Raw genomic sequence first — 24,299 nt, 5'->3', positions numbered from 1 at the left:
AGGGCCTAAGACGTTATGGCCTGGAAGGGCGGTGCGAGAGATGATGTGATAAGCAGCCTCTGGGTTTTTGATGAACTTTCTAGGTATACGCGCCATGATTAGCCTCCTTCCAAAATTTGCCTGTCCCTTTCATTTGGATCGGTTGAAAAGAAAGGGGACTTTAAAAAATTTTAACAATTTGCCTGTCCCTGTTAATTGTCTGCCCTGCAATGACAAAGAAAAAAGGTCTCATTTTGTTAAAAACCTGCTATGCTTTTTAAAGGCTCCCTGAGGAGGCGACCATGCTAAAAAAATTTGTGCTTCTTTTGGCAATTTTCTGTATAAGCGCAAGCCCTTGTCTTGCGGCAAAAGAAGCCCTGGTGCTTTCTATTCAGGAAGCCATCACACCTCTTGCAGCTTCAAAAATTAGCCTTGCCATCAAAGAAGCCGAAAGGAAAAAGGCCTCTTGCCTTATAATTGAGCTTGATACACCAGGAGGTCTTGTCAGCAGCACCCGCAAAATCGTAAAGCAAATACTTGCAGCCGAAGTCCCAGTAGTGGTTTACGTGTATCCCTCAGGGGCACGGGCAGCATCTGCTGGAACCTTCATCACCCTTGCCGCCCATGTAGCCGCTATGGCCCCTGGCACCAATATCGGCGCGGCCCATCCGGTAACCATGGGTGGTAAACAAGACAAAGAAATGATGAAAAAAGCGGCAAATGACCTGGCTGCCTTCGCCAGGTCCCTCGCCAAGCTGAGAGGAAGAAACGCTGACTGGGCGGAAAAGGCTGTGCGCGAAAGCGTTTCTGTCCCCGCAGAAGAAGCCCTTAAACTAAAAGTAATTGACGTTATCGCAGAAAATTTAAGCGACCTGTTGGCTAAAATAGATGGGCGCAAAGTTAAGCTGGCAGGGAATAAAGAAGTCACCTTGGAAACCAAAAACGCCAGGATTGTAGTGCTTAAAGAGGGCCTGCGTGACCGACTCCTGCGCTTTATCACTGACCCTAACATCGCCTACATCTTGCTCATGCTAGGCATGGCAGGTCTTTATTTTGAGCTTGCCAACCCCGGCACCGTGCTTCCCGGAGTGGTCGGGGCAATCTGCCTTATTCTTGCCTTCTATTCCATGCATATTCTACCGGTTAATTATGCCGGGCTTTTATTAATCGTGCTCTCAGGCATTCTCTTTTTCCTGGAAATCAAAATAACCAGCTACGGGCTTTTGAGTCTCGCAGGGCTTTTAAGCCTCATCTTAGGCTCCCTTATGCTTTTTGAAAAAAGCCCTGAAGGGCTTAAGCTTGCAAGGGAAGTTCTTTTCCCTGTGCTTGGGAGCATGGCCATCTTTTTCCTTGGCATAACTTATCTTGCGGCCAAAGCGGCTTTAAGCAAACCAACCACCGGAAGAGAAGGCCTTATCGGTGAGAAGGGAAAGACCCTCAGTAAAGTTGGCCCCAAAGGCGGGCAGGTGTTTGTCCACGGCGAGATCTGGCAGGCCGTAAGCGATGAAGAAATACCGCCTGAAACTGAAATTATCGTAACTGGCATAGAAGGTTTTAAGCTAAAGGTTAAAAAACTTTGATTATGGGTGTTTGTGGCCACTGTGGAAAAAGCGCCCCTACTATCTCTCAAAAAATCGGCTTTTGTGCTTCCTGCCTGCGCAAATACTGGGAAGAACTAAAAGAAGAGATACAAAAGATTCACGCGGCCACAAGAAAAGCTTTTGGTCTGCCTGAAGAGCCACCCAAAGCTAAAGAGGGCGTGCCCTGCAACTTGTGTTTTCATCGCTGCCGCATTCCCGAAGGGGCCTTTGGTTATTGTGGCGTTTGGCAAAATCAGGCTGGCCGCTTAAAAGGCCCAGGCCCAAAAGCTGCCCAGGTATCCTGGTATCTTGACCCCTTACCTACCAATTGCGTGGCTGATTTTGTTTGCCCTGGAGGCACCGGGGCGGGATACCCTGATTTTGCCTATGTGCCAGGGCCTGAAAGGGGCTATGCCAATCTTGCGGTTTTTTACGAGGCCTGCAATTTTAACTGCCTTTATTGCCAGAACTGGCACTTTAAAACCCGCAGCCTCAAACAACCGCCTATTCCTACAGAGAGAATGCTTGCCGACGTAAAAGACCACGTAAGCTGCATTTGTTATTTTGGGGGAGACCCAGGGCCGCGGGCCCCGCACGCTCTTTCCTTTGCCAAGGCTGCAAGAGCACAAAAAACTGGAAAAATTCTTCGCATCTGCTGGGAAACAAACGGCGCCGAAAATCCCCGCATTGCCCAGGCCATGATGCGTCTTTCCCTTGTCTCAGGAGGCTGTATCAAAATCGACCTCAAAGCCTACAGCCAACCCATTCATGAGAGCCTTTGCGGTGTGGGCAACGAACAGACACTTGCCAATTTCCGCATGCTAGCAAAGCTTGCAACTGCACGCCCAAATCCACCGGCCCTGGTGGCCTCGACACTTCTTGTGCCTGGCTATGTGGATGAAGAAGAACTAGAAGCCCTTGCCAGTTTTATCTCTTCGCTTTCGCCAGAGATCCCCTGGTCACTCCTTGCTTTTTATCCGACGTTTTATCTTGATGATCTTCCCTGCACCTCGCGACGCCATGCCCAAATGGCCCTAAGTATTGCCCAAAGCCACGGCCTTAAACACGTAAACCTTGGCAACCGGCATCTCCTTTCAGATGCTTATTAGCTTTTTACCTTCCGAGCGTCCTGCTTTTTTGAATCAAAGGGAGACCTTCCCTGTCTTGTCATCGCGTGAGCGTCCCTGCCCCGTCATTGCGAGCGAACAAAGTGCGAAGCAATCTCAGGGAGCAAACAAGGCAATCATGTGAGATTGCTTCGGAACTTTTCCCAAAAAACATACATTTGAGCTTTGCAAGACACCTGGGATCCGTTCCCATTTTTTGGAACGAAAAATAGGAACGGATCCTGAAATGGGCCTTAAGAGAAGGTATTTTGCAAAGGTCTCACATTTTTGTAAAAACCCTCCAGGGCAGCATCACATTTTTGTAAAAATTTTGAAATTTTTGTCTGTTTTTTAAGGAAAAGGCCTTGGCCTCTTTTTTGCTTTGCAGACAAGCCCAAATTTTAAAGCAGGAGGGGTAAAGTGATAAATGCCGCTGACACCGCTTTTTTGCTTGTAGCTGCAGCCTTGGTCCTTTTAATGACTCCCGCCCTTAGTGTTTTCTACGGCGGACTTGTGCGCCGCAAAAACGTCCTTGGTACCATCATGCAAAGCCTTATCTGTATTTTCCTCATCACGCTTGTTTGGATTTATCTGGGTTATTCTTTAGCCTTTGGGCCGGATATCATGGGCATTATCGGAAGCCTTAAGTACGCTGCCTTGCGCGGTGTAGGCCAAGCACCAAGTCCTGATTATGCACCAACTGTTCCACACATTGTTTTTATGATTTATCAGTGCATGTTTGCCATTATAACCCCTGCCCTTATCACCGGTGCCTTTGCAGAAAGGATGCGCTTTAGAACTTTTGTGGTCTTTGCGGTGCTCTGGTCTTTATTGGTTTACAGCCCAGTTTGTCACTGGATCTGGGGCGGTGGCTGGCTTGCCAAGCTTGGAGTACTTGATTTTGCAGGCGGACTAGTAGTGCACCTCACCTGTGGGATTGCAGCTCTGGTGGGAGCCATAGTCGTGGGCCCAAGACGTGGGTTTAGGCGCGAGGCCTTCATGCCCCACAACCTTCCCCTAACGGTAATTGGCACAGGACTTCTCTGGTTTGGTTGGTTTGGGTTCAATGGTGGCTCAGCCCTTGCGGTAAACGGCATTGCCGCCCAGGCCTTTATCAATACGCACATTGCCGGGGCCATGGGACTTGGAAGCTGGATACTCCTAGAATGGATACATCAGGGAAAACCAACAACCCTTGGCGCTTGTAGTGGCGCTATCGCAGGCCTTGCCACCATCACCCCGGCAGCAGGTTTTGTAGGCGCAAACAGCGCCGTGCTCATCGGGCTGCTAGCTGGTGCTATTTGCTACTGTGCCGTGCTCCTCAAGAACAAACTCGGTTACGACGATAGCCTTGATGTAGTTGGTATCCACGGAGTGGGTGGGTTGCTCGGAACTTTTTGCCTGGGGCTTTTGGCAAGCAAGGCCATTAACCCTGACGGAGCAAACGGTCTTCTCTTTGGCGGAAGCTCTTTCTTGGTGAGTCAGCTTATCGGGATCTTGGCCGTGGGAGTTTACACTTTTGTCATGACCTTTGTTATCTTCAAGGTCGTTTCCGTACTCGGCTTAAGGATTGAACCTGAAGAAGAAGTCGCCGGACTTGATGTTACTGAACATAGCGAAACCGCCTATAACATCTAGCCTTAAAGGGCAGGCAATACCCCTTTTGCCTGCCATTTTCTTTTGCAGTACATTTCCCTTTGATGTGGCCAGAAGTCAAAAATCTCTTTGTCTCAGAAGAAGTAAAAGATCATCCCTATACCCGGGAAATCATTGCCAGGCTTGGTATAAAGCCGGCAATCATCCCCGAAGGGCAAAAACCCGCTAAGCCCCTGGCTCCTTGGCCAGAGATCCTTTCCTGGGGAAAAAAGACCCTTTTCCTTACCCACTTTAAAGGACGCTTTTTTCGCCCCTGCCCGGGGACAAAGTCCTATCTTTGCTGCGGGTACCGAATTTTTCACATAGGGCAAGGGTGCCCCCTTGATTGCACTTATTGCATTCTTCAAGCTTACTTCAACGAACCCTGGCTTACCTTTTTTGTGAATGTGCTTGAAGACGGCTTAAAAGAACTAGAAGAAGCCTTTGTTAAGCGTGAGTTTTCCCGTATTGGCACCGGAGAATTTACCGATAGCATGGCCCTTGAACCCATAACTTCTCTTAATCCCAAATTAGTCACCTTTTTTGCCGCACGGGATAAGGCCGTGCTTGAACTCAAAACCAAAACCGTGCTAATTGATGACTTAGCAGGTCTTAAACACCGGAGACGCACGATTATCGCCTGGTCTTTAAACGCCAAAAGCATTGCCCGAAACGAAGAAAAAGGCGCTCCAAGCATTGACGAAAGGCTCCTGGCCGCAAAAAAAGTTTCATCTTGGGGCTACCCTGTAGCTTTTCACTTTGATCCTTTAATCCGCTTCCCTGGGTGGCAGGACGAATACCGCGAAGTGATAGAAAAGCTCTTTGCCCATGTGCCCTACGAAAACATCGCCTGGATAAGCCTTGGTAGTCTTCGTTTCATGCCCCAGCTTAAAGAAATAGCCTACGGGCGCTTTAAAGAGACGGCCATTTTTAGTGACGAGTTTATCACCGGCCTTGATGGAAAAAAGCGCTACTTTCGCCCACTAAGGGTAGAGCTTTATCGTTTCCTTTATCAGGAGATAAAAAAACATGCCCAAGAGGTGTGTGTTTATCTTTGCATGGAAAGCCCTGAGGTATGGCAAGAGGCCTTTGGCTTCACTCCACATGCTCACGGCGGGCTCCACAAAATGTTAGACAAGGCGGCTAAACGCGTATGTGGTTTTTAGCTATTTTTCTCTTGCTTACGTTAGTTTTGCCGGGCTTTGCCCAAAAAAAGCCGTCACAGTTTACCTGTGTTTCCTGCCACCCGTATGAGCTGGACGAAAAGCATAAGCTCCCCTGCACCCGTTGCCACCAAGGAAAAAGCCCTGCCCAAAATCAAAAAGAAGCCCACCAGGGCCTTATCAGGCATCCTGCTTCTCCTGAGAACTATCAAAAAACCTGCGGGACCTGCCACCCAAAGGAAATAAAAAAACTTTCCCAAAGCCCCCACCTGACCCTAAAAAACATGATAAATGGCGTGCTTACGGCCTTTGGACTTAAACCCGTTTCATCCATTGCAGAACTTCCTTCCCCTCAAAAAATCAAAACCAAAGAAGACCTGGTGATAGACCTTTTGCGTCGCAGATGTCTGAGGTGCCATCTTTACTACCAGGGCGATGATTATGAAGAAACCAAAAGAGGCCTGGGATGTGCCGCCTGTCATCTTTATTTTGCCCAAGGGGAAATGAAAACACACGAATTTTTAAAAACCCCGCCTGATAGGCTTTGCCTTCACTGTCATTATGGAAACAAAGTGGGCTTTGATTATTACGGCATGTTTGAGCACGACTACCCTTACCAGTTTCGCAGCCCTTTGATTGACGGCGAACTGCCGCCAAGGCCCTGGGGGGTTGAGTTTCACGAGATGAGTAAAGACGTGCACCTGAAAAACGGCATGCCTTGCATGGCTTGCCATACCGGTGAAGAACTGATGGCTGGAGGAAAAAGACCAAGTTGTCTTTCCTGCCACAAGCTTTCTGAAAAAGACTACTACCATCGGCAGGAAGTCCTTGCCAAAGCACGCTGCAGTGCCTGCCACGCGCGCTTTTCTTTCCAGGACAAGGACACCTACCTTATGCTTCAGGAAGACCCCGACTGGGATGACTGGATTGAATTTTACGTGCAAGGCTCATCAGAAATAGAAAAACTCATCGCCACCTATTACCTCAAAGGCGAAGCCAAAGCCCTGATGCTTGACAAAATCTCAAGTAAACTGCGGCCAGGGGTATGGTTTAAGGGCTTTGATAGCAGGCGCTTTGAGGAAATCCCCCTTGGGTTTGATGAAAACGGCAAGGTCTCGGTAATGCGTCCTGTTCTTGATCTTCATCTAAGCTACGTGGATGCCTATGACGAAGTGGTTTTTGACGATCTAACCCCGGATAAAACGAAAGTTTACCGGGCGTATAGCCCGCACACCATTGGTAGGGCCGATTATTTCCGCACCCAAAAAGTCTTAAAGATGATCTATGAAAACCGCTATCCTAAACCCAAAGGGCACCGCTAAGCTCCTCTCAGGGAAGCTCTGGCTCTTAAAGAAAAACTTCGCAAGGCTTCCTGACTTTGAGCCAGGAGAGATTGGCAAAATCGTGAGCGAAGAAGGCCTTTTCCTGGCAAAGGCGTACTTCAACCCGAAGAGCCGCATTTTGGCGCGTGTGCTCACCCGCGCAGACGAAGAAATTGACACGCGTTTCTTTGTGGCCCGTTTTAAAAAGGCCCTTTGCAGGCGGAAAGAGTTTTTCCGCGGAGAGACTTGTTTTCGGCTGATACACGGAGAAGGGGATCTTCTCCCCGGGCTTACCATCGATATTTTTGATAAAGTTGCCGTGCTCCAGCTTGCCACCCAGGGCATGGAAAGGCTCAAAAACTTTATACTGCCGGCGCTAAAGGAGACCTTGCCTGTAGCCGGCCTGGTGCTTAGGTGTGATCTTCCGGTACGCAAGGAAGAAGGCCTTGAGCTTTACGTAGCCCACGAAGGCAGCGTAGCGCCTTTTTGGGTAAAAATAGACGGGCTATATTTTCTCATTGACCCGCTTTCTGGGCAGAAAACCGGCTTTTTCCTTGACCAGCGCCTGAACAGGCGCAAAATCTCAGGCTTTACTCCTGACAAGATGGTCTTTGATCTTTTCTGTTATAACGGAGCCTTTGCCCTTTATGCTGCTAGCTCCGGGGCTAAAAAGGTTCTTGCAGTTGACCGCTCGAAAAAGGCCCTTGAGCTTGCAGAGGAAAACGCCCGCAAAAACAGGCTCCTTGACCGGATTACTTTTATCCAGGACGACGTGGAAAACTTTTTGCGCTATGCACCTGAGGCCGAGGTAGCTATTCTTGACCCCCCGGCCATTATCAAGCACGAAAAGGCCAAAAAGGCTGGACTTAAACGCTACGAAGCCTTAAACGTTAGGACCATTAAAAAGCTTGGCCGCGAAGGAGTTTTTCTATCTTGCTCGTGTTCGCAATTTTTAAGCCTTGAAGAACTCCTCACCATTACCCAAAGAGCTGCCCAGAAAAATAACCGTGCGGCCTTTCTCTTTGAGATCGGGCTTCAAGCCCCTGACCATCCGGTTTATCTTCCCATGCGCGAAACTCTTTACCTCAAGGCCGTATTCTTAAGGATTGAGGCTTGAAAAAAACTTTTCTCAAAGTTGGCTATCAGGATACGTTCTCAGTTGTCGAAACAAAAAGTTTTTGATCTTAAAACTATGTTATATTTTTTCCGAGACCTTTGCGAAATTGCCGAGATCAGTATTGCAAGTAAAAACATGGGATCCGTTCCTATTTTTCGGCAAAAAAAGTACTTTGCAAAGGTCTCTTTTTTTCCATAAAAGCTATGCAAAAGAAAATAAAAGCGCTTAACAAAATCAAAGACCTTGAAACACGCCTTATTGCCACGCTTCAAGGCATCCCAGAAATTGGGGCTGCCATTCTTTTCGGCTCTATACTGAAAGCGCCTGAGCTTGCTCGTGACGTAGACATTCTTTTAGTTCTCGCCCCAAAGGCAGATGTTGACGAAGTTCTTACAAAAACAGAACAAGCGCTAATAGAGGCTTTTCCTGAAGTATCAGTAGAAAAGTTCGATCTTGTTCCCTTTCTCCCTGGGCCGGTTGACCCCTATATCATCCTTGAGGCCACAAGACAAGGCAAAATCCTTTTTAATCGAAACAATGCCTATCAGAAAGCCCTTGAACGGTTATCACGATATTTTACTCTTAACGAAATAGTACTCAAACCCCAAGAAAGAGAACTTTATGGAATTGAACCGTAGATACCTAATTGGACATAATAAGCGAATTCCAAAAATTCCTGACTCTGATGGAACGTTTTATAACTTCTTCAAGAAACTAAAAAGAGAGTAGCGCTATGAAAAATAAAGAAGTGGCAGAGATATTTCGCAAAGTGGCCGCGCTTCTTGAAATAAAAGGCGACAATCCCTACCGCATCCGGGCTTACCAACGCGCCGCCCAAAACATCGAAGCCTTAACCGTAGATGTAGAAGAGCTTGCTGCTAAAGGTAAGCTTGAACGCATTCCGGGCATTGGTAAAGACCTTGCCCAAAAAATAAAAGAAATCCTTGAAACCGGCACACTTCAAAAATACGAAGAATTAAAGCGTGAAATCCCTCCAGAACTTCTAAAATTTTTAGAAATCCCGGGCTTTGGCCCGAAAAAAGCCAAAATCGTCTATGAAACGCTAGGCATAAAAACCATTGAAGAACTAGAACGGGCCTGCCTTGAACATCGGCTGGCACGCCTTCCTGGTTTTGGACCCAAGACCGAACAAAACATTTTAAAAGGAATCAAGCTCCTAAAACAAAAACGCGGGAGACTTCCCCTTGGGCTGGTGCTCCCCTGGGCCGAAGAAATAGTTGCCCTCCTCAAGAAAAAAAGCCCGGTTGAACGCATTGATATTGCAGGGAGCATCCGCCGCCGCCGGGAAACCGTTAAAGACATAGATATTCTGGTAACAGCCAAAGACCATCTCAAAGTAATGGATATGTTTGTGTCTCTTCCCATGGTGGACGAAGTGATTGCCAAGGGAGAGACCAAGACCAGTGTGCGCCTAAGCCAGGGGATTCAGGTTGATCTAAGAGTGGTTGATCCAGAATGCTATGGTGCGGCCCTTGCCTATTTCACAGGCTCAAAGGCCCATAACATCCGCATCCGCGAGCTAGGCGTTCAGCGTGGTCTAAAAATAAACGAATACGGCATATTTCGTGGGCAGGAACGCATTGGTGGCAAGGAAGAAGACGAAGTCTTTGCCGCGGTGGGGCTTCCCTGGATTCCCCCCGAGCTTCGTGAAGATCGCGGCGAGATCGAAGCCGCCCTTGAGGGAAAGCTCCCTAAACTTGTAGGGTATGACGAAATCCTTGGTGACTCCCACGTGCACTCCAAGTTCAGCGATGGAAGCTCCACTATCGAGGAAATTGCGGCCTACGCACGCAGGATTGGGCTTAAGTGGGTGGGGATATGTGACCATTCGCAAGGATTAAAGGTTGCCGGCGGTGTGCCGATGGAAAAAATAATAGAAAAGAAAAAAGCCATCGAAGCCTTTAATAAGCGCTCAAAAGATGTCAAACTTCTCTGTGGCACAGAAGTTGACATCTTGGGAGACGGAAGTCTTGATTATCCAGACGAAATTCTTAAGGAATTTGACCTGGTGATAGCCTCTATTCACAGCGGATTCAAACAAAGTGAAGAAAATTTAACCAGCCGTATTGTCGCGGCCATGAAAAATCCCTTTGTGCACTGTATAGGGCATCCTAGTGGCCGCTTACTAGGAGAACGAGAGCCCTACCCCCTGGACCTCGATAAAATCATCCAGGTTGCCAAAGAAACCCATACCGCCCTTGAAATAAACGCTTACTACAAAAGGCTTGATTTAAACGACGTTGGCGTGCGGGCTGCTAAAGAAGCAGGAGTTAAGCTTCTCATTGGAAGCGATGCCCATATCCTTGATCAAATGAACTTCTTACACCTGGGGGTGGCCACGGCAAGGCGTGGCTGGTGCGAAAAAAAAGACATTTTAAATACCCTTGATTACAAGGGCCTCAAAAAACACCTACAGGAAATCACCTCATGGAAACTAAAGCAAAAGGCCTAGCCCTTCCCAAGGAACTCCTTGCCGGCCTTTTCGTTTTTGCGGCCTCTCTTATCTATCTCTACTTTCCCGTGTTAAAAGGCCTTGTTTACGACTGGTGGCACGATGAAAACTACTCCCACGGTTTTCTTTTGGTGGCCTTTTCTGGCTATCTTATCTGGATAAAACGCGAAGAACTTGCCCAGACTGAAATCAAAACGAGCCTGTGGGGGGTAGGCGTTATTTTGGCCGGGCTTTTTCTCTTTTTGCTTGGCTGGGTGGCAGGCGAACAGTTTACCCAGCGTGTTTCTTTTCTTGTGGTGCTTTACGGAGGGCTCATCTTTTTGCTTGGCTGGCCCCTTGCCAAAAAACTTACCTTCCCGGTGTGGCTAAACATCCTGGCCATACCCATCCCCTACGTAATTTACAATGCGCTGACTTTTCCCCTGAAGCTTTTTGCCTCGAAAATCGCCACCGAGGCCCTTCAATTCTTTGGCTTTTCGGTTTATCGCGATGGTAACATCATCATCTTGCCCAACATGGTGCTTGAGGTGGTGGATGCCTGTAGCGGCATTCGCTCCCTTATCTCACTTCTTGCGGTGTGTAGCATCCTGGCCTACTTCATCCCCAAAAACCTCTACCGGGTTATCCTTGTTTTGTCGGCTATACCCATTGCCATCGGGGTAAATGTCTTGCGTGTTTTTGTAACGGGCATCCTCTCGTATAAGATCGGTCCCAAGGCGGCCCAGGGTTTTTTTCACACTTTTTCAGGGCTTTTGGTGTTCATGCTTTCTATTTTTTTGGTTTTTTTGGTGCATAGGATGGTGTCTAAACGATGCTAAAAAGGGCCATTTTCTTAGCCGTAGTTTTTGTTCTTTTTTCTTTTGTTTTAAGGGCTGTTAGCACCCAGCATCCGGTCCCCATCAAGAAAGACCTTATCTTCTTTCCAAGAGAGATCGCGGGCTTTAAAGCCGTACGGGACAACCAAATGCCTGAAAAGATCGTAAAGGTGCTGGGGGTTGATAACTACCTGATGAGGGATTACTGCAACAATCACCTTTGCATTGGGCTTTATATTGGTTTTTTCGAACAGCAGCAGGAAGGCGCCATGATCCATTCTCCCAAACATTGCATGCCCGGCGGGGGCTGGCTCCCAATCTCAGATAGTATTATCGAAATCAACACCCCCAAGGGTAAACTAAAATTAAACCGCTACGTACTCCAAAAAGAAGACGAAAAACTCCTTGTCTATTACTGGTACCAGGGGCGAGGGCGCAAGCTGGCCAGCGAATTTGAAGACCGACTTTATCTCCTTCTTGACCGCTTGCTAAAAAGGCGCTCAGACGGAGCCCTGGTGCGTCTCACGGTGCCTCTTAAAAATGGCTCTGAAAAAGAATTAAAAGAATTCACCAGGGCCCTTGTGCCTATTCTTGATGAATTTCTCCCATCTTAGGGCCAGTTAATAAGCATGGCCTTGGCAACTTCTTTGGCATTTTCTTCTCCTGCCAGAAGCTCAAGGAGTTTGAAAGCAAAGGCAATGGCGGTGCCAGGCCCTTGGCTGGTGATGATGTTTTCATCCACCACCACTGGTGCGTCGATAGGAGTAGCGTCTTTTAATTCAGACTTAAGCGAGGGATAAATCGTGGCCTGCCTGCCTTTTAGCAAACCAAAGGCTGCAAGGGCCCCTGGCGCCGCACAAATCGCTGCACACTTTTTGCCCTTTTCCTGCATCTTGGTAAGAAGCTCCTTTACCCGGGGGTCTTTTTTCAGGTTCTCTACCCCAGGAAGCCCGCCGGGCAAAATCACGAGCTCAAGCTCTTCGGGGTTAAGTTTGTCAACCGTGGTGTCCGGGACGATTTTCACGTTTCTGGCACTGGGAATGGGCGCGTCTTCAAGACCGGCAATGATAAGATCAACACCCCCACGCCTTAAAACGTCGATAACGGTAACAGCCTCAAGCTCTTCGTAGCCCGGGGCAAGCAAAATTGCTACCTTTGCCATATTCTCCTCCTGGTTGGGTTTTATTACCGGGAACATTTTATTACTGCTCCCCGGGATCCGCTCCCATTTTTCCTTCCGAAAATAAACCGGTTGCTTAACAACGTCGGGTTTTTAATGTCCCCATTACTAATTTCCCAACTCATCATAAAGTTTTTTTAGCAGTTTAAGGTCTTCAAAGGCCTTTCTCTTGTTAACAGGAAAACGTAGCAAAAAAGCAGGATGATAAGTTACCACCACTTTTATGCCGTCAACTTCATGAATCTTCCCCCTAAGCTCAGCAAGGGGGCTTTGGGTAGCAAGGACGGTTTGCGCTGCAATTAGCCCTAAAGTACAAATAATGGCAGGCCTTATGAGTTTGATTTGTTTGGTGAGATAAGGAAGGCAGGCTTCGATTTCATCTGGTTCCGGGTTACGGTTTCCCGGAGGGCGGCATTTTACCACGTTGGTGATATAGACCTCGCTTCTTTTGATGTCTATAGCAGCAAGCATTTGGTCAAGAAGTTTGCCAGCCCTACCCACAAAGGGTTTGCCCTCAAGGTCTTCGTCCCTGCCGGGGGCTTCACCTACAAACATAAGCCTTGCGTTTTCAGGGCCATCTCCCAGGACGATGTTATTCCGCATGCGGCTTAACTTGCAGCGCTTGCAATCTTTTATCTCTACGTAAATGTCATCAAGGGATTTAGGCGGTGGAGTGAGGTCAAGTTCAAGGAAACGCTTGATATTTTTGGTTTTTGGCAAGGCATTTACCCCCAAGATTCTAAGAAAATGAAGATAGCTTTCAAGTTCATCCCAAAAGTTCGTCATCAGGTTTCAACTTTTAACCAGAAGCACTTTTTCCGCAAGGTGAATTTAGCTTTTCTTGGCAAAAAGCCCGCGGAGTTTTTCAAGGAGCACGTAAAAAAGTGGTACGTAAACCAGGGTTAAGACCGTGCCTACCAAAAGCCCGCCAATGGCCACTACCGCCAGAGGCGAAAGCCGCTCAAGCCCGATGGCCCTCTCCATGGCAATGGGAAGCATGCCTGCCATGGTAGAAAGGGCCGTCATGAGAATGGGGCGCGTCCTGGCGCGGATGGCCCCTTCTATGGCCTGGTAAATGTTTTGCCCGGCCTTGCGGGCCCGTTCGATAAAATCAAGCAAAAGGATAGAATTGTTCACCACCACCCCTGAGAGAAGAATCATGCCCATGGAGGCAGGCATGCAAAAGTGTCTGCCCACTATAAGAAGCCCCCAGATGGCGCCGATAAGGGCAAGCGGTATGGCTACCATAATGGTCAGCGGGTGTCTGAAAGACCGAAAAGTCGGTACCAGCGAAAAATAAAGCAGGATAAGCGAGAGGATAAGGGCGTTTTTCAAGCGCCCAAAGGACTCCTTCATGGGCTTTATCTCGCCTTCCTGGGATATTTTGACCCCTTCCGGGATGGCAAGGCCTTTAAGGGATTTTTCCACCCCTGCCATAATGTGGCTAATGGCGGCCTTGCGGCGGTACCCCAGGACATCGATAACGGGATTTAAATCCTGGCGCACAATTACGCTTCGCACAAAGTCTTCTTTTACGTGGGCCACTTCCCTTAAAGGCACAGGCCCTTTGGGCGAAGGGATAAGATAGTCCAGGAGGTCTTTTAGTAAGGCGCGCTCATAAGGGGCAAAACGCACGGTGATGGCGTAAGGGTGTTCTTCAGGGATGCGCCAGAGCGAGGCCTTACTTCCGGCAAAGGCCGCAGAAAGCTCCCGGGCTACCACCGCAGGAGTTAGCCCCCATCTGGCAAGCTTTTCGTGATCAAGAAAGAGATGAAATTCTTCCCGGTCAAAATCCCAGGTATGAGAGACACTGGCAAGCCCGCGCACGTGGTAAAGGCGGTTTTCGATTTCTAAGGCAAGCTGATGAATGAGCCGTGGGTCTTTGCCAGAGACCATTACGTCCACCGGGGCGGCGATAGAAGAAAGGGGCGTGGCCCCAAACTCAAAGACATGAAGGGTCTTGATCCCGGGGATCTTCAAAAACTTGGCATAGATTTCGTCTTCCATTTGCCAGATAGTCTTTTTACGGTGAAAGCGGTCCACAAAATGCACGGTGATCACTCCCTGCCGGGGGGTACGGTCAGCCCCAAAGCTTATCACCCCGGGCTCAGAGCCCATGACTGTGGCCATGCGGATAAACCCTTCGGTCTTTAAGAGCTCTTTTTCCATGCGGGAAATAATGCTTTCAGCTGCTTCCACCGGAGTGTTGGGGCTAAGCTCAAAGGAGACTTTCATGATGCCGGTGTCCATGGGAGGCATGAGGTCGCGGCCGGCAAGGGGCATGATTTTTTTTGCACTAAAGGCAAGGAGCATGATGGCCGGCATAATGAGCAGCACTTTATAGCGTACGCCAAACCGAAAAAGGGCCACGTAAAAGTTGCGTAAATACTCCAAAAAGCCATCGCTTAAGCGAAAAAGGACCTTTTCCACCCGCGAATTGCTCTTGCTCCTTAGCACGTAGGGCGCAAGAAGGGGAATAATGGTGACCGAGACCACGTAGGAAGCCGAAAGAGCCATGGTGAGCACTACGGCAAGCTCGCGCAGGATCTTTTCCACGTATCCACCCACAAACATGATAGGAATTAACACAAGGATCGTGGTAAAGGTGCCTGAGAGATCAGCAAGCATGATCTCTTGCGTGCCTGAAATAGCTGCCTCTTTGGGAGAAAGCCCTTTTTCGCGCAGGTGGCGTTCGATATTTTCCGCCACCACAATGGAATCATCTACCAGCAGACCAACTGCCAGAATGACCGCCGTCATGGTGACGATGTTTAGCTCCATGTGAAAGAGCTTCATGAGGAAAAAGGTAAGAAAGTAGGTGACCGGGATGGAAACCGCTGCCAGCAAAGTAGCCCGCACCCTGGCCATGAGCAGAAAGATCACCGCCACCGTGAGGATGATGGCGTCTCTTAAGGCCCCGATGAGGTTTGAGACCGAGGTCTTGATTATGTTTTCCTGGGTATCCACAATGGCAAAGGAAAGCTCAGGATACCTGCTGGTAAGTTTTTGCAGGGCTTCCTTGGCGGCCCTGATGGTTTGCATGACATTTCCGTTTTCCGGCCTAAGGATGTTAAGGGCAATGGCGGGTTTTCCGTTGCCGTGAAAAAGGCTTTGTGGGTCTTTGCTCCCCACGGTGATACGGGCAAGGTCTCCCAGACGCAAAGTGGTTCCATGGTAGGGGATGGTTATCTGGGAGAGCTTTTCTGGCTCAACGATCTCCCCGGGGATCTTGATAAAGATTTCGTGTTTGCTGGTGCGCACGATGCCGGCGGGAAAGTTATTGTTCTGGGAGGCAAGGGCCGCCACGATATCTGCAAGACTCAATTTGTAGCGTGCAAGGGCATCGCGGTCTATTTCAAGGCGCACTTCTGGGGTGTGCCCGCCAAAGACCTCTGCATCCCCGATGTCAGGGATGTTTAAAAAATAAGGCTTTAAGTATTCTTCAGCCAGACGCCGCACTTCCATCAGGCTTAAGTTTGAGCCCTCCCTAGGGCGAACGGCAATGGTCATGACGGGGTTGGTGGCATCACTTATCTTAAAGATCCGCGGCGGGGAAGTGCCTTTGGGTAAAGCCCCGGAGATGCGGTCTAAGGCCTGGGAGACATCTACCTGGGCGGCAGAAAGCCCTTTTTCATATTCAAACTCCGTGGAAAAAACCGCTACCCCGTCACGCGAGACCGAACGCACCTTGCGCACCAGGGAAAGGGTAGCCAGTTCTTTTTCCACGGGAAGGGCCACCTGGCGCTCAACGTCTTTGGCCGAAGCCCCGGGATACTCAATCACCACCACAATGGTGGGATAATTGGCATCCGGAAAAAGATTAAGCGGAAGCTCCCGAAAACTTTTAATCCCGAGCACCACTCCCAAGATGAGCAGCGCAAGGATTAAGTGCGGAAACTTAAGATAGCGTTCCACAAAACCCATGGCTTATAGCGGCGGGGCAATGGTAACTAGGATGCGCATGTTAGTCTTGGCCCGCATACCATGAGGCTCATCAATGCGGCAGATAAATATGTCGCCGGCCTTGGCTGGCGTTGCTGCTTCCTCGCCCCCAAGGAACTCGCCCTCGCCTTCAAGCACCAGGATGCTTAATTCACCTTCTACAGGATGCGAGTGCACCGGAAATACTTCGCCTGCTTTGATGTTGAAGTTGATAATGCGAAAATAGGCGGAGTCGTGTACCAAAAACTTGTTTAAATCCCTTTCGAAAATGTTTGTCTCGTTTAAATCAAATACTTTCATTGGTCTTACCTCCTTTGGCCATGATTACTTTTTGGCCGGGCTTAAGCCTTAAAAGAAGCCCAGGGTCTCCCACTACCACGGGCATGTTTTCGCCAAGCTTCCCGGTGACCAGGGCCTTATCTTTGCCTATGGCAAGCACCGTTACCGGAAAGAATACAAGCTTATCTTCCTTAACCACGAAAAGGCCTTTGGTTTTGCCTGGCACAAGCGCGTTAAGGGGCACGAGGAAGCCTTTTCTTTCGGAAAATACCAAGTTTGTCCCGATTTGGGCCCCTGAGGGAAGGCCAAAGGGCCGCCTGGGTGTTCGTATTTCTACCAGGGCCAGGGCATTCGGCCCGACCGCTGGATAGACCTTATAGACCTGGCAGGTCTTTTGCTGGCTGCCGAAAATCAGATAGGCCTTAGCTTTCGAGGGCAACGAAGCAGCCTTTTCCTGAGGAATTTTAACGAGGATTTTGTAGCCTTTTGCGGGATTTTCTATGGTGAGAAGTGGTGCCCCTGGCATGGCCAAATCCCCGGGGTTTTTAAAGCGCTTGGTCACCACACCGTTAAAAGGAGCCTTTATCAAGGCATAGGAGAGGTCTTTTTCCGTGGCGCTTATTTCTTGTTTGAGCTGTTTTACCCGGGCAAGAGCGTTTGCCAACGCACTTTTGGAAAGCTCAAAGGCCTCTTGGGAGATGGCCTCGTGTTTAAGAAGGACCTTGTTGCGCTCAAAAATACTTTTTCGGGTGAGGTATTCGGTTTGGGCCGCAGAAAGAGCAGCTTTCAGCGATGCAAGCTTGGTATAAAGGGCCTTGGCTTCTATTTCCACCAGTAGCTCGCCCTCTTTCACCTCATCGCCTTCGTATTTGGTAACGCGCAGAATGTATCCAGAAAGCCTGGTTGAGAGATTTGCTTCTTCCACGGGAAGGATGGTGCCCAGGTAGTGTTCAGAGATCTCAAGGGTCCCGTAATGCACCAGGGCTGTTTTTACCGGAAGGGGTGCTTTTTGGGGAGTAGGGGCCTTTTTTAAGACCTCTTTTTTGCTTTTTACCAGGCGGATAGCCCCAAAAACCAAAAGGGCCACTGCCACGATGATTAAAACGGGTTTAATCTTTTTCATCTAAAAACCCCTTGGAGATGGTTCCTGTTGCCAGTTCAAAGGCGACCTCAGCGCTTTTTAAGTCGTAGTAGGCCTTAAGCAGCCCGGCCTTGATGCGCAACCAGGCCTCTTGCGTCTGGAGGAGTTCGGTAATAGTGCCTGCACCTGTTTGATAGCGGACAGCTTCGCGTTCATAGGCGCTGCGGGCGTATTCCTCCGCAGCTTTATATTTTTCGATTTGTTCACGGGCGGTTTTGACCCTGGTCAGGGCAGAGGTGATTTCCTGGCGCGCCTTGAGCCGGGTGGCTAAAAGATTTTCTTTAGCCGCAAGGAAAAGCGACTTTTTTTCGCGAAGCCTCTCACGCCTTACCCCGGAATCAAAGAGACGCAGGTCAAGCCTTAAGCCTGCCACCCAGATCTCTTCGTCATGGTGAAATCCGCTTCCGGCTTGTCTGCCGTAAGAAGAAAAGGCCGAAACCTGGGGGTAGTAGTCTTTTTTTATGCGGGCCATGGCGGCCTCGGCCTTTTTAACGTTCAAAAGGGCAAGGCGTACGTCAGGGCGCTGGTTAACCAGGGTTTCTATCTTTAGATCCTTGGGGTACGTGGTGCCTTTAAGGCTTCCGGTGACTTCGAATCGGGCTTTATCTTCGCCCATAAGAAGTGCCAGGAGGCGCTTGGCCAGGGCCAGGTTTTCGCGGGTGGTAAAAAGACTTGCCTCTTGCTCTTGCAAGGCCCTTTGGAAGTGCAGGAGATCAAGCCTAGGAATCTTTCCCAGTTGGTACTTTAACTTGGCCTCGTCGTAAAGCTTGCGCAAAAGATTGGTGATTTCTTGGTCTGCCTGGTAGAGCTCTTTTAAGAACAATATTTGCAAATAAAGTTGTTTGACATTGGCAATGAGGTCTTCTGCTGATTGCCGCAAAAGGCTTTTAGCCATTTGGCCTTCAAGTTTTTTAAGCCTAACTTCTTGGGCCACGCGACCACCTTCGTACAGAGGAAGCGTAAAGTTTAGCTGCCAGGAGTAGAGATCCCGACTAAAAGGCGGGAAAAGCCCAGGGCCTTTGAGAGGGGTGACTGTTACCGGATCACTGTGGCGCGTGTACTGGGCGGCAAAATCAACCTTAAGCCAGCGGTTAGCCCTGGCGGCCTTGCGCGCATAAGAGGCGGCTTCGATGTTTTCCTTACGGGCCTTAAGGGCAGGATGAGTGTCTAAAGCCTTACGAATAGCAGCGTTAAGGGTAAGTGTTTCTGTGGCAAAGGAAAGGCCAGTCAAAAGGCAAAACAGGGCTACCAGGCTTATAAAAAACACCCTCATGGCCAAAGCCCCTTAAGCCCTTTTAAAGAAAAGAGAACAATGTGTTCCACAAGCTCTTTTTTGAAGGAGTGGTCGTAGGTGCGCTCTGTACTTGCTTCGATTTTGGGCCGGGCGAAGTTGAAATAAAGCACCTGGGCAAAGATGCTTAAGACAGCAAGCCTTAACCTTTGAGGCGGGACATCCTTGAAATGCGGCCTTAAGGCCTCTTCTACCAGGGCGACAAAGGGTCTTATGCCCTCTTTAACGATGAGGTCAAAGGCCTTGGTGGGGGAGGTGATTTCCCGCACCAGGAGATGATAATGGATAAGGCGCTCTTCCTCAGAAAGCGGCCCCAAGATTACCGCCTCGGCAAGGGCCCTGATGATGTTTTCCGGAGAAGGATCGTAAGCCTTAAGACGCTGGGTAAAGGCGTCTTGCAAGCGTCTTGCCCTTTCCAGGAAACGCGTCTGATAAACCGCAAGGTAAAGCCCCTCTTTTGAACCGAAGTGATAATTTACAGCGGAGAGATGGGTGTGCGCGGCGTTGGTAATTTCGCGTACACTAACGCCATTAAAACCCTTTTCGGCAAAGAGCTTTTCGGCAGCCTTGATAAGCCTTTCCCTAGCGTCGGCATTTTCCGCGATTGAGCCATCTCTCATACGAACATTTGTATCAAACATTTGTTCGAATAGCAAGAATAAAAAAGAGGCGGGTAAAGTCCGCCTCTTTTTATCCGTCCGACAAAGTATCTCGCGAGGCGACTAGCGCCCGCGCGATCCCAGCTACACCGTCATCACTTCGGCGTGCTATGGCACGCCGAAGTGATCTCTTGAGATTGCTTCGTGCCTCGCAATGACAATGTTCAAAATGTCATCTGTTTCAAGCTACTGGTTATTTCTTTTCGTTAGGCTCGAAGTGTTTGCGAAACGCCTTGATTTTTTCGAGAAGATCTTCAAACATCTTCTTGCTCTCGTTTTTACCTTTGATTTCTTTCTTAAGCGCTTCAATACGCTTTAAAAGATCTTCGTATTCAGCGCCATATTCTTTTCCGTAGCCCAAGAGTTTAGCTACTTTTAGCTGTTTTTCCGCACGGTTTAAAAGTTCAATTGCCTTTTCTTTTTCGGTTTTGGCAATCTTAGAAGCAGCCTGAATGAGTATATCAGCCCTTACAATAGGTAGGGGAATGACAATAACATCCTGGACAATGGATGAGAGGGCGGCAGAAAGGATAGCTTTTGCTTCTTCGATCTTTCCGTTAGCAATGTATTTAACCGCTAACTTGATGCTATCAGGATAAGTAGCCAAGGGAAGTTTTTCAACGATTATGTCTATTTCTGACTGTAAGGTATTGAGCAATCTACGAGCGTCTTGAACCCTTCCTTCGTCAAGGAGTTTTTTAACCTCTTTGAGGGTCTTTTTAATGGTATCAGGTTCGGCAACCAGATCAAAGGCCACGGTGGAAACATTTATGGGCACGTAGGCGAGATCAGGATTTGCGCTTAAAACGACTTCTAGCTTTCCTATGGCGTCCTGCAAAACTTTGACTGCTTCATCCACTTTTCCTTGATCAAGTAACGTTAGAGCTTTATGAGTGTCGGCAACAGCTTCAATGGCTTCCTGACTGAGCTTAGCTTGGATGTCTTGGGCTGTCTGTTTAGCTGAAGCAACCGCGCCTCGTTTAATTTCGCCAGCAGTTGGAGCCTTTTCACCTGCCAAAGTAAGGCTTGGCACAAAAACTAAACAAGTAAGCAACCACAACACCGCAACTTTGCCAACAAACTTTCTCGTAATCCCGTACATCTTAAACCTCCTTTAACTTTTTTGTTTTGAGATTGTTTACAAAAATGTCTAAATCTGAAAGGAAAGTAAGTTTTGAAAGCGACGTTTCAAGTCTTGAAATTGTTTTAAAAAAGTCTTATCTGATTAAGATTTCATTTCCCTTGCAAAAATCACGGTAGATGGTTAGACTTCTTTTCTACCAGACACTTCAGCCATATAGCCGGCGTAGCTCAACCGGCAGAGCACGGGATTTGTAATCCCGGGGTTGAGGGTTCGACTCCCTCCGCCGGCTCCAGTTTTCTCAGCCGGGCTCAAGGTGCCGACCTTCCCCCAAGAGATGTTTTTTGGTGCTGAACGGTTAAGTTTTTTTGAACTATTTCATTTGAATATTTGACTATTCATCCGCAAATAGGCCCCTTCGTCATTTTCTTCCCCTAAAGCCTTAAAAGATATTCTAGCATTTTGATAAGAAATTATTCATCAAAGGAGGGGCAAAATGGCTCGCAAAGAGATCCCTATCGAAGAATTAAGTATTGATCCAGCCGTAATAGATGTTCTGAAACTGGCCAAGGAAAAAGAATATGAAACTGTTTGGGACCGCCTTAAGCGTCAGTCTCCTCATTGTAAGTTTGGGGTCCAGGGTGTTTGTTGTCGCAACTGCATTATGGGGCCCTGCCGTATCACAGAAAAAACCCCAAGAGGTGTTTGCGGGGCAGATGCTTCGGTCATTGTTTCTCGTAACTTGATAAGGGCCTTGGCCGCAGGAGCTGCAGCACATTCCGATCACGGACGAGCGGTAGCCGTCCTTTTTAACGAAGTGGCTCATGAGGAAAACCAGGACTACCGCATTACCGACGAAGCTAAACTAAAAGCTGTTGCCAAGCGTTTGGGCGTTGATACCGAAAAACCAATTTTAGAGATTGCCAAAGAAGTTGCCGCACAGGCCTTAGCAGACTTTGGCAAACAAGACGAAAAGGCCCTTAATTTTTTAAAAGCCTATGCTCCTTCTAAAAGAAAGGAGACCTGGCAAAAGTTAGAAGAAGCCCTTTTTTCACAAACAGGCAAGAAAATGGGGGTTTTGCCCCGAAATATTGACCGAGAAGTGACTGAATGCATGCACCGTACCACCATGGGGGTTGATAACGATGCGGTGTCACTCCTTATCCACGGAGTAAGAACAGCTCTTGCTGACGGCTGGGGTGGCTCTCTCATCGCCACCGAACTTCAGGACGTTCTTTTTGGAACCCCGAATAAAAAGACCATCCGCGCCAACCTTGGGGTACTTTCTAAAGACAAAGTAAACATCATCGTCCACGGCCACGAACCCATTCTTTCGGAACAGGTCGTCGAAGCCGCTATGAGTGAAGAGATGCAACAAAAGGCCAAGCAAGCAGGGGCCAAGGGTATAAACGTGGCAGGCATTTGCTGCACCGCTAACGAAGTCCTTATGCGGCGAGGGGTTCCTGTGGCTGGCAATATGATTCATCAGGAGCTAGCTATTATGACTGGCGCGGTAGAAGCTATGGTAGTAGATGTCCAGTGTATTTTCCCTGCTTTAGGCAGACTTGCTAAGTGTTTTCATACCCAGTTCATTTCAACTAGCGACAGGGCCCGCTTCCCAGGAGCCGTGCACATTCAGTTTGATGAGAAACGGGCTCGTGAGACTGCCAGAAAAATTGTTGAGACCGCCATTGAAGCCTTCCCAAAAAGAGACAAGAGCAAAGTTCATATACCCGGGGTGGTGGCAGAGGCCGTAGTGGGCTTTAGCGTGGAAGAGATCCTCAACATGCTTGGTGGTTCTCCTAAGCCCTTGGTTGACGCCATCCTTGAGGGCAAGATAAAAGGGGTGGTTGGTATTGTAGGATGTAATAATCCCAAGGTAAAACACGATTCTTTTCATATTGCGCTTACCAAAGAACTCATCAAGCGGGATATTTTAGTGATTGGCACGGGATGTTGGGCGATAGCAGCAGCCAAAGCAGGGCTTATGCAGCTTCAAACACAAGAGCTTGCCGGCGAGGGTCTTAAAGCTGTTTGCAAGCTTTTAGAGATACCACCTGTGCTTCATATGGGTTCATGTGTTGATTGTTCGCGTATGTTGGTGCTTGCCGGGGCGCTTGCCGATTATTTAAAAGTAGACATTTCCGATTTGCCTTTGGTTGGTTCTGCCCCTGAGTGGATGACGGAAAAAGCTGTCTCTATCGGGACTTATTTCGTAGCTTCTGGGGTTCCTGTGCACCTGTGGCCTGCTCCTCCCATTGGCGGGAGCCCAGAAGTTGGCCATATTCTTACCGAGACTATTAAAGACTTACTTGGCGGTTATTTCTTTGTGGAAGAAGATCCCCAAAAGACGGCTGAAATTATGGAAAATATTATTCTTGAAAAGAGAAAAGCGTTTTAGCTATTTAATGAGGGAGTGAAAATCCTGACGTTATTAAGGATCCGTTCCCATTTTTCGTTCCGAAAAATAGGAACGGATCCCGAAGAAAAATGTTGACTGAAAAAGCTCTTATTAATAAGTATTCCAAAAGGGCTGAGGAAATGTTATGTTTGGAAAAATATTTTCTCAGCCTTGGCAACAATGATTCAACTATTTCTCGATTTATGGCGCAAATTCGAAATAGGTCTGGTTATTTTCGACGAAGATTACAATATCCTTTGTACTAACAAGTTTGTTTTAAATGAGTTTGCTCTTCCGCGTAACACTTCACTAAATTTATTAACACTTCATGGCAAAGATGCTGCTAAAAAGATAGAAAAGATGGTTGATGAAGCCCGTTTATACGGGCAAAGTCATAGCTATATTCTCAAGATAGTACACCAGAAAAGTAAAAAGGATCATATTCTCCTTGGCAAAGTTTTTGTTTTAGAAGGAGAATGTAGCGCAAGATTTTTAGCAGTACTTTTTGATATAACTTCTCTTACTGTGGAAGGGCAAACTAAACTTGTTAAAATTCCTGTCTATGATGGCGATTCTCTTTTGTTTCTTTCTGTTGAAGAAATAGAATTTTTTAAAGCTGCTGGCAATTATACGGAAATTTTCCATAAGCATAAGCTTTATTTGTGTCCTCTTTCTTTAGCAAAGATTGAAAAATTTTTAGATGATAAATTTTTCTTTCGAGTACACCGGAGCTTTATTGTAAATCTTTCCAAAATCAAAAAGCTTCTCAAAGAAGAAAGCCAGCATCTTCTTTATATGGAAAGCAGACAAATTATCCCAATTAGCAAGGCCAGAGTAAGGCCTTTTTTGGAAAAATTTGGCTTAAAGTAAATTTTCTGGAGAAAAAACCCCTAGTTTGAGATTAAGGATAGGATCCGTTCCCATTTTTCGATACGAAAAACGCGACCGATCCCTTGCGCTTTCAACTTTTATCTCGGTAGTTTTGCAAAGGTCAGTATAAGCAAATGGAAATGTAGATGTAGATTGAACGGAAAAGATGGTGCCGAGGGCGGGACTCGAACCCGCACGGGCTTACGCCCACTGCCCCCTCAAGACAGCGTGTCTACCAATTCCACCACCTCGGCAGCACCTACTT

At 48.1% G+C, this 24,299-nt stretch carries 20 protein-coding genes and 2 tRNA genes; 13 read left to right on the top strand and 9 right to left on the bottom strand.

The features are described from left to right. Nucleotides 1-281 precede the first annotated feature (281 nt). The 10 genes from H528_RS0107300 (at nucleotide 282) to H528_RS0107250 (ending at nucleotide 11,804) form a co-directional block, all read left to right on the top strand. The gene (locus H528_RS0107300) at nucleotides 282-1,559 is read left to right on the top strand and encodes an NfeD family protein (protein WP_022853674.1); all 1,278 of its coding nucleotides are present in this window, start codon (nucleotides 282-284) and stop codon (nucleotides 1,557-1,559) included. Between the two features lie 2 nt (nucleotides 1,560-1,561). Continuing rightward, nucleotides 1,562-2,668: a radical SAM protein gene (locus H528_RS0107295; RefSeq protein ID WP_022853673.1), complete on the top strand. Its 1,107-nt coding sequence runs from the start codon at nucleotides 1,562-1,564 to the stop codon at nucleotides 2,666-2,668. Nucleotides 2,669-3,085: 417 nt separating this feature from the next. Beyond that, complete coding sequence (locus H528_RS0107285) at nucleotides 3,086-4,303, top strand: ammonium transporter (protein WP_022853671.1); 1,218 nt, start codon at nucleotides 3,086-3,088, stop codon at nucleotides 4,301-4,303. 62 nt (nucleotides 4,304-4,365) lie between these two features. Beyond that, nucleotides 4,366-5,466 carry an SPL family radical SAM protein gene (locus H528_RS0107280; protein WP_022853670.1) on the top strand — a complete coding sequence of 367 codons (1,101 nt, stop codon included), beginning with the start codon at nucleotides 4,366-4,368 and terminating at the stop codon, nucleotides 5,464-5,466. Next, complete coding sequence (locus H528_RS0107275; protein WP_022853669.1) at nucleotides 5,454-6,785, top strand: cytochrome c3 family protein; 1,332 nt, start codon at nucleotides 5,454-5,456, stop codon at nucleotides 6,783-6,785. Before H528_RS0107280 ends, H528_RS0107275 begins: the two co-directional genes overlap by 13 nt. Continuing rightward, nucleotides 6,748-7,902: a class I SAM-dependent rRNA methyltransferase gene (locus H528_RS0107270; protein ID WP_022853668.1), complete on the top strand. Its 1,155-nt coding sequence runs from the start codon at nucleotides 6,748-6,750 to the stop codon at nucleotides 7,900-7,902. Before H528_RS0107275 ends, H528_RS0107270 begins: the two co-directional genes overlap by 38 nt. A gap of 203 nt (nucleotides 7,903-8,105) precedes the next feature. Further along, nucleotides 8,106-8,540 carry a nucleotidyltransferase domain-containing protein gene (locus H528_RS0107265; protein WP_022853667.1) on the top strand — a complete coding sequence of 145 codons (435 nt, stop codon included), beginning with the start codon at nucleotides 8,106-8,108 and terminating at the stop codon, nucleotides 8,538-8,540. 95 nt (nucleotides 8,541-8,635) lie between these two features. Then, on the top strand, nucleotides 8,636-10,375 hold the full coding sequence (polX, locus tag H528_RS0107260) for a DNA polymerase/3'-5' exonuclease PolX (RefSeq protein ID WP_022853666.1): 1,740 nt from the start codon (nucleotides 8,636-8,638) through the stop codon (nucleotides 10,373-10,375). After that, the gene (locus H528_RS13095) at nucleotides 10,351-11,193 is read left to right on the top strand and encodes an exosortase/archaeosortase family protein (RefSeq protein ID WP_022853665.1); all 843 of its coding nucleotides are present in this window, start codon (nucleotides 10,351-10,353) and stop codon (nucleotides 11,191-11,193) included. Before polX ends, H528_RS13095 begins: the two co-directional genes overlap by 25 nt. Beyond that, complete coding sequence (locus H528_RS0107250; protein WP_022853664.1) at nucleotides 11,187-11,804, top strand: exosortase C-terminal domain/associated protein EpsI; 618 nt, start codon at nucleotides 11,187-11,189, stop codon at nucleotides 11,802-11,804. The genes H528_RS13095 and H528_RS0107250 overlap by 7 nt, the downstream gene beginning before the upstream one ends. Here H528_RS0107250 and H528_RS0107245 read toward each other — a convergent pair. From H528_RS0107245 to H528_RS0107210, 8 genes are all read right to left on the bottom strand, one after another. After that, nucleotides 11,801-12,352 carry a DJ-1 family glyoxalase III gene (locus H528_RS0107245; RefSeq protein ID WP_022853663.1) on the bottom strand — a complete coding sequence of 184 codons (552 nt, stop codon included), beginning with the start codon at nucleotides 12,350-12,352 and terminating at the stop codon, nucleotides 11,801-11,803. The genes H528_RS0107250 and H528_RS0107245 overlap by 4 nt on opposite strands. 126 nt (nucleotides 12,353-12,478) lie before the next feature. Continuing rightward, nucleotides 12,479-13,156: a uracil-DNA glycosylase gene (locus H528_RS0107240; RefSeq protein WP_022853662.1), complete on the bottom strand. Its 678-nt coding sequence runs from the start codon at nucleotides 13,154-13,156 to the stop codon at nucleotides 12,479-12,481. Between the two features lie 45 nt (nucleotides 13,157-13,201). Then, the gene (locus tag H528_RS0107235) at nucleotides 13,202-16,294 is read right to left on the bottom strand and encodes an efflux RND transporter permease subunit (RefSeq protein WP_022853661.1); all 3,093 of its coding nucleotides are present in this window, start codon (nucleotides 16,292-16,294) and stop codon (nucleotides 13,202-13,204) included. Between the two features lie 3 nt (nucleotides 16,295-16,297). Continuing rightward, nucleotides 16,298-16,612, bottom strand: a complete 315-nt coding sequence (locus H528_RS0107230; RefSeq protein WP_022853660.1) for a cupin domain-containing protein — start codon at nucleotides 16,610-16,612, stop codon at nucleotides 16,298-16,300. Next, a complete protein-coding gene (locus H528_RS0107225; RefSeq protein ID WP_022853659.1) occupies nucleotides 16,599-17,714 on the bottom strand; it encodes an efflux RND transporter periplasmic adaptor subunit in 1,116 nt (371 codons plus the stop codon). The genes H528_RS0107230 and H528_RS0107225 overlap by 14 nt, the downstream gene beginning before the upstream one ends. Beyond that, on the bottom strand, nucleotides 17,701-19,005 hold the full coding sequence (locus tag H528_RS0107220) for a TolC family protein (RefSeq protein ID WP_022853658.1): 1,305 nt from the start codon (nucleotides 19,003-19,005) through the stop codon (nucleotides 17,701-17,703). The genes H528_RS0107225 and H528_RS0107220 overlap by 14 nt, the downstream gene beginning before the upstream one ends. Further along, entirely contained in the window at nucleotides 19,002-19,643 is a 642-nt protein-coding gene (locus H528_RS0107215; protein ID WP_022853657.1) for a CerR family C-terminal domain-containing protein, read from the bottom strand. Before H528_RS0107215 ends, H528_RS0107220 begins: the two co-directional genes overlap by 4 nt. Before the next feature lie 232 nt (nucleotides 19,644-19,875). Further along, a complete protein-coding gene (locus H528_RS0107210; protein ID WP_022853656.1) occupies nucleotides 19,876-20,784 on the bottom strand; it encodes a YfdX family protein in 909 nt (302 codons plus the stop codon). A 198-nt stretch (nucleotides 20,785-20,982) separates the two neighbouring features. Here H528_RS0107210 and H528_RS0107205 point away from each other — a divergent pair. From H528_RS0107205 to H528_RS14065, 3 genes are all read left to right on the top strand, one after another. Continuing rightward, nucleotides 20,983-21,058: transfer RNA gene (locus H528_RS0107205), tRNA-Thr, on the top strand. A gap of 201 nt (nucleotides 21,059-21,259) precedes the next feature. After that, on the top strand, nucleotides 21,260-23,164 hold the full coding sequence (gene cooS, locus H528_RS0107200; RefSeq protein WP_022853655.1) for an anaerobic carbon-monoxide dehydrogenase catalytic subunit: 1,905 nt from the start codon (nucleotides 21,260-21,262) through the stop codon (nucleotides 23,162-23,164). A 180-nt stretch (nucleotides 23,165-23,344) separates the two neighbouring features. Next, nucleotides 23,345-24,034 (top strand): LytR/AlgR family response regulator transcription factor, encoded by a 690-nt coding sequence (locus H528_RS14065; protein ID WP_022853654.1) that lies wholly within the window; start codon nucleotides 23,345-23,347, stop codon nucleotides 24,032-24,034. A 167-nt stretch (nucleotides 24,035-24,201) separates the two neighbouring features. On the opposite strand, the gene H528_RS0107190 is transcribed toward H528_RS14065, so the two are convergent. Next, nucleotides 24,202-24,288: transfer RNA gene (locus H528_RS0107190), tRNA-Leu, on the bottom strand. Nucleotides 24,289-24,299: the final 11 nt, after the last annotated feature.

Origin of the sequence: Thermodesulfatator atlanticus DSM 21156, from assembly GCF_000421585.1 — a bacterium.
In the GTDB taxonomy this organism is placed as follows: Bacteria; Desulfobacterota; Thermodesulfobacteria; order Thermodesulfobacteriales; family Thermodesulfatatoraceae; genus Thermodesulfatator; species Thermodesulfatator atlanticus.
Note: the sequence above shows the minus strand (reverse complement) of the source record. Positions and strands in the feature narration are given on the sequence as shown.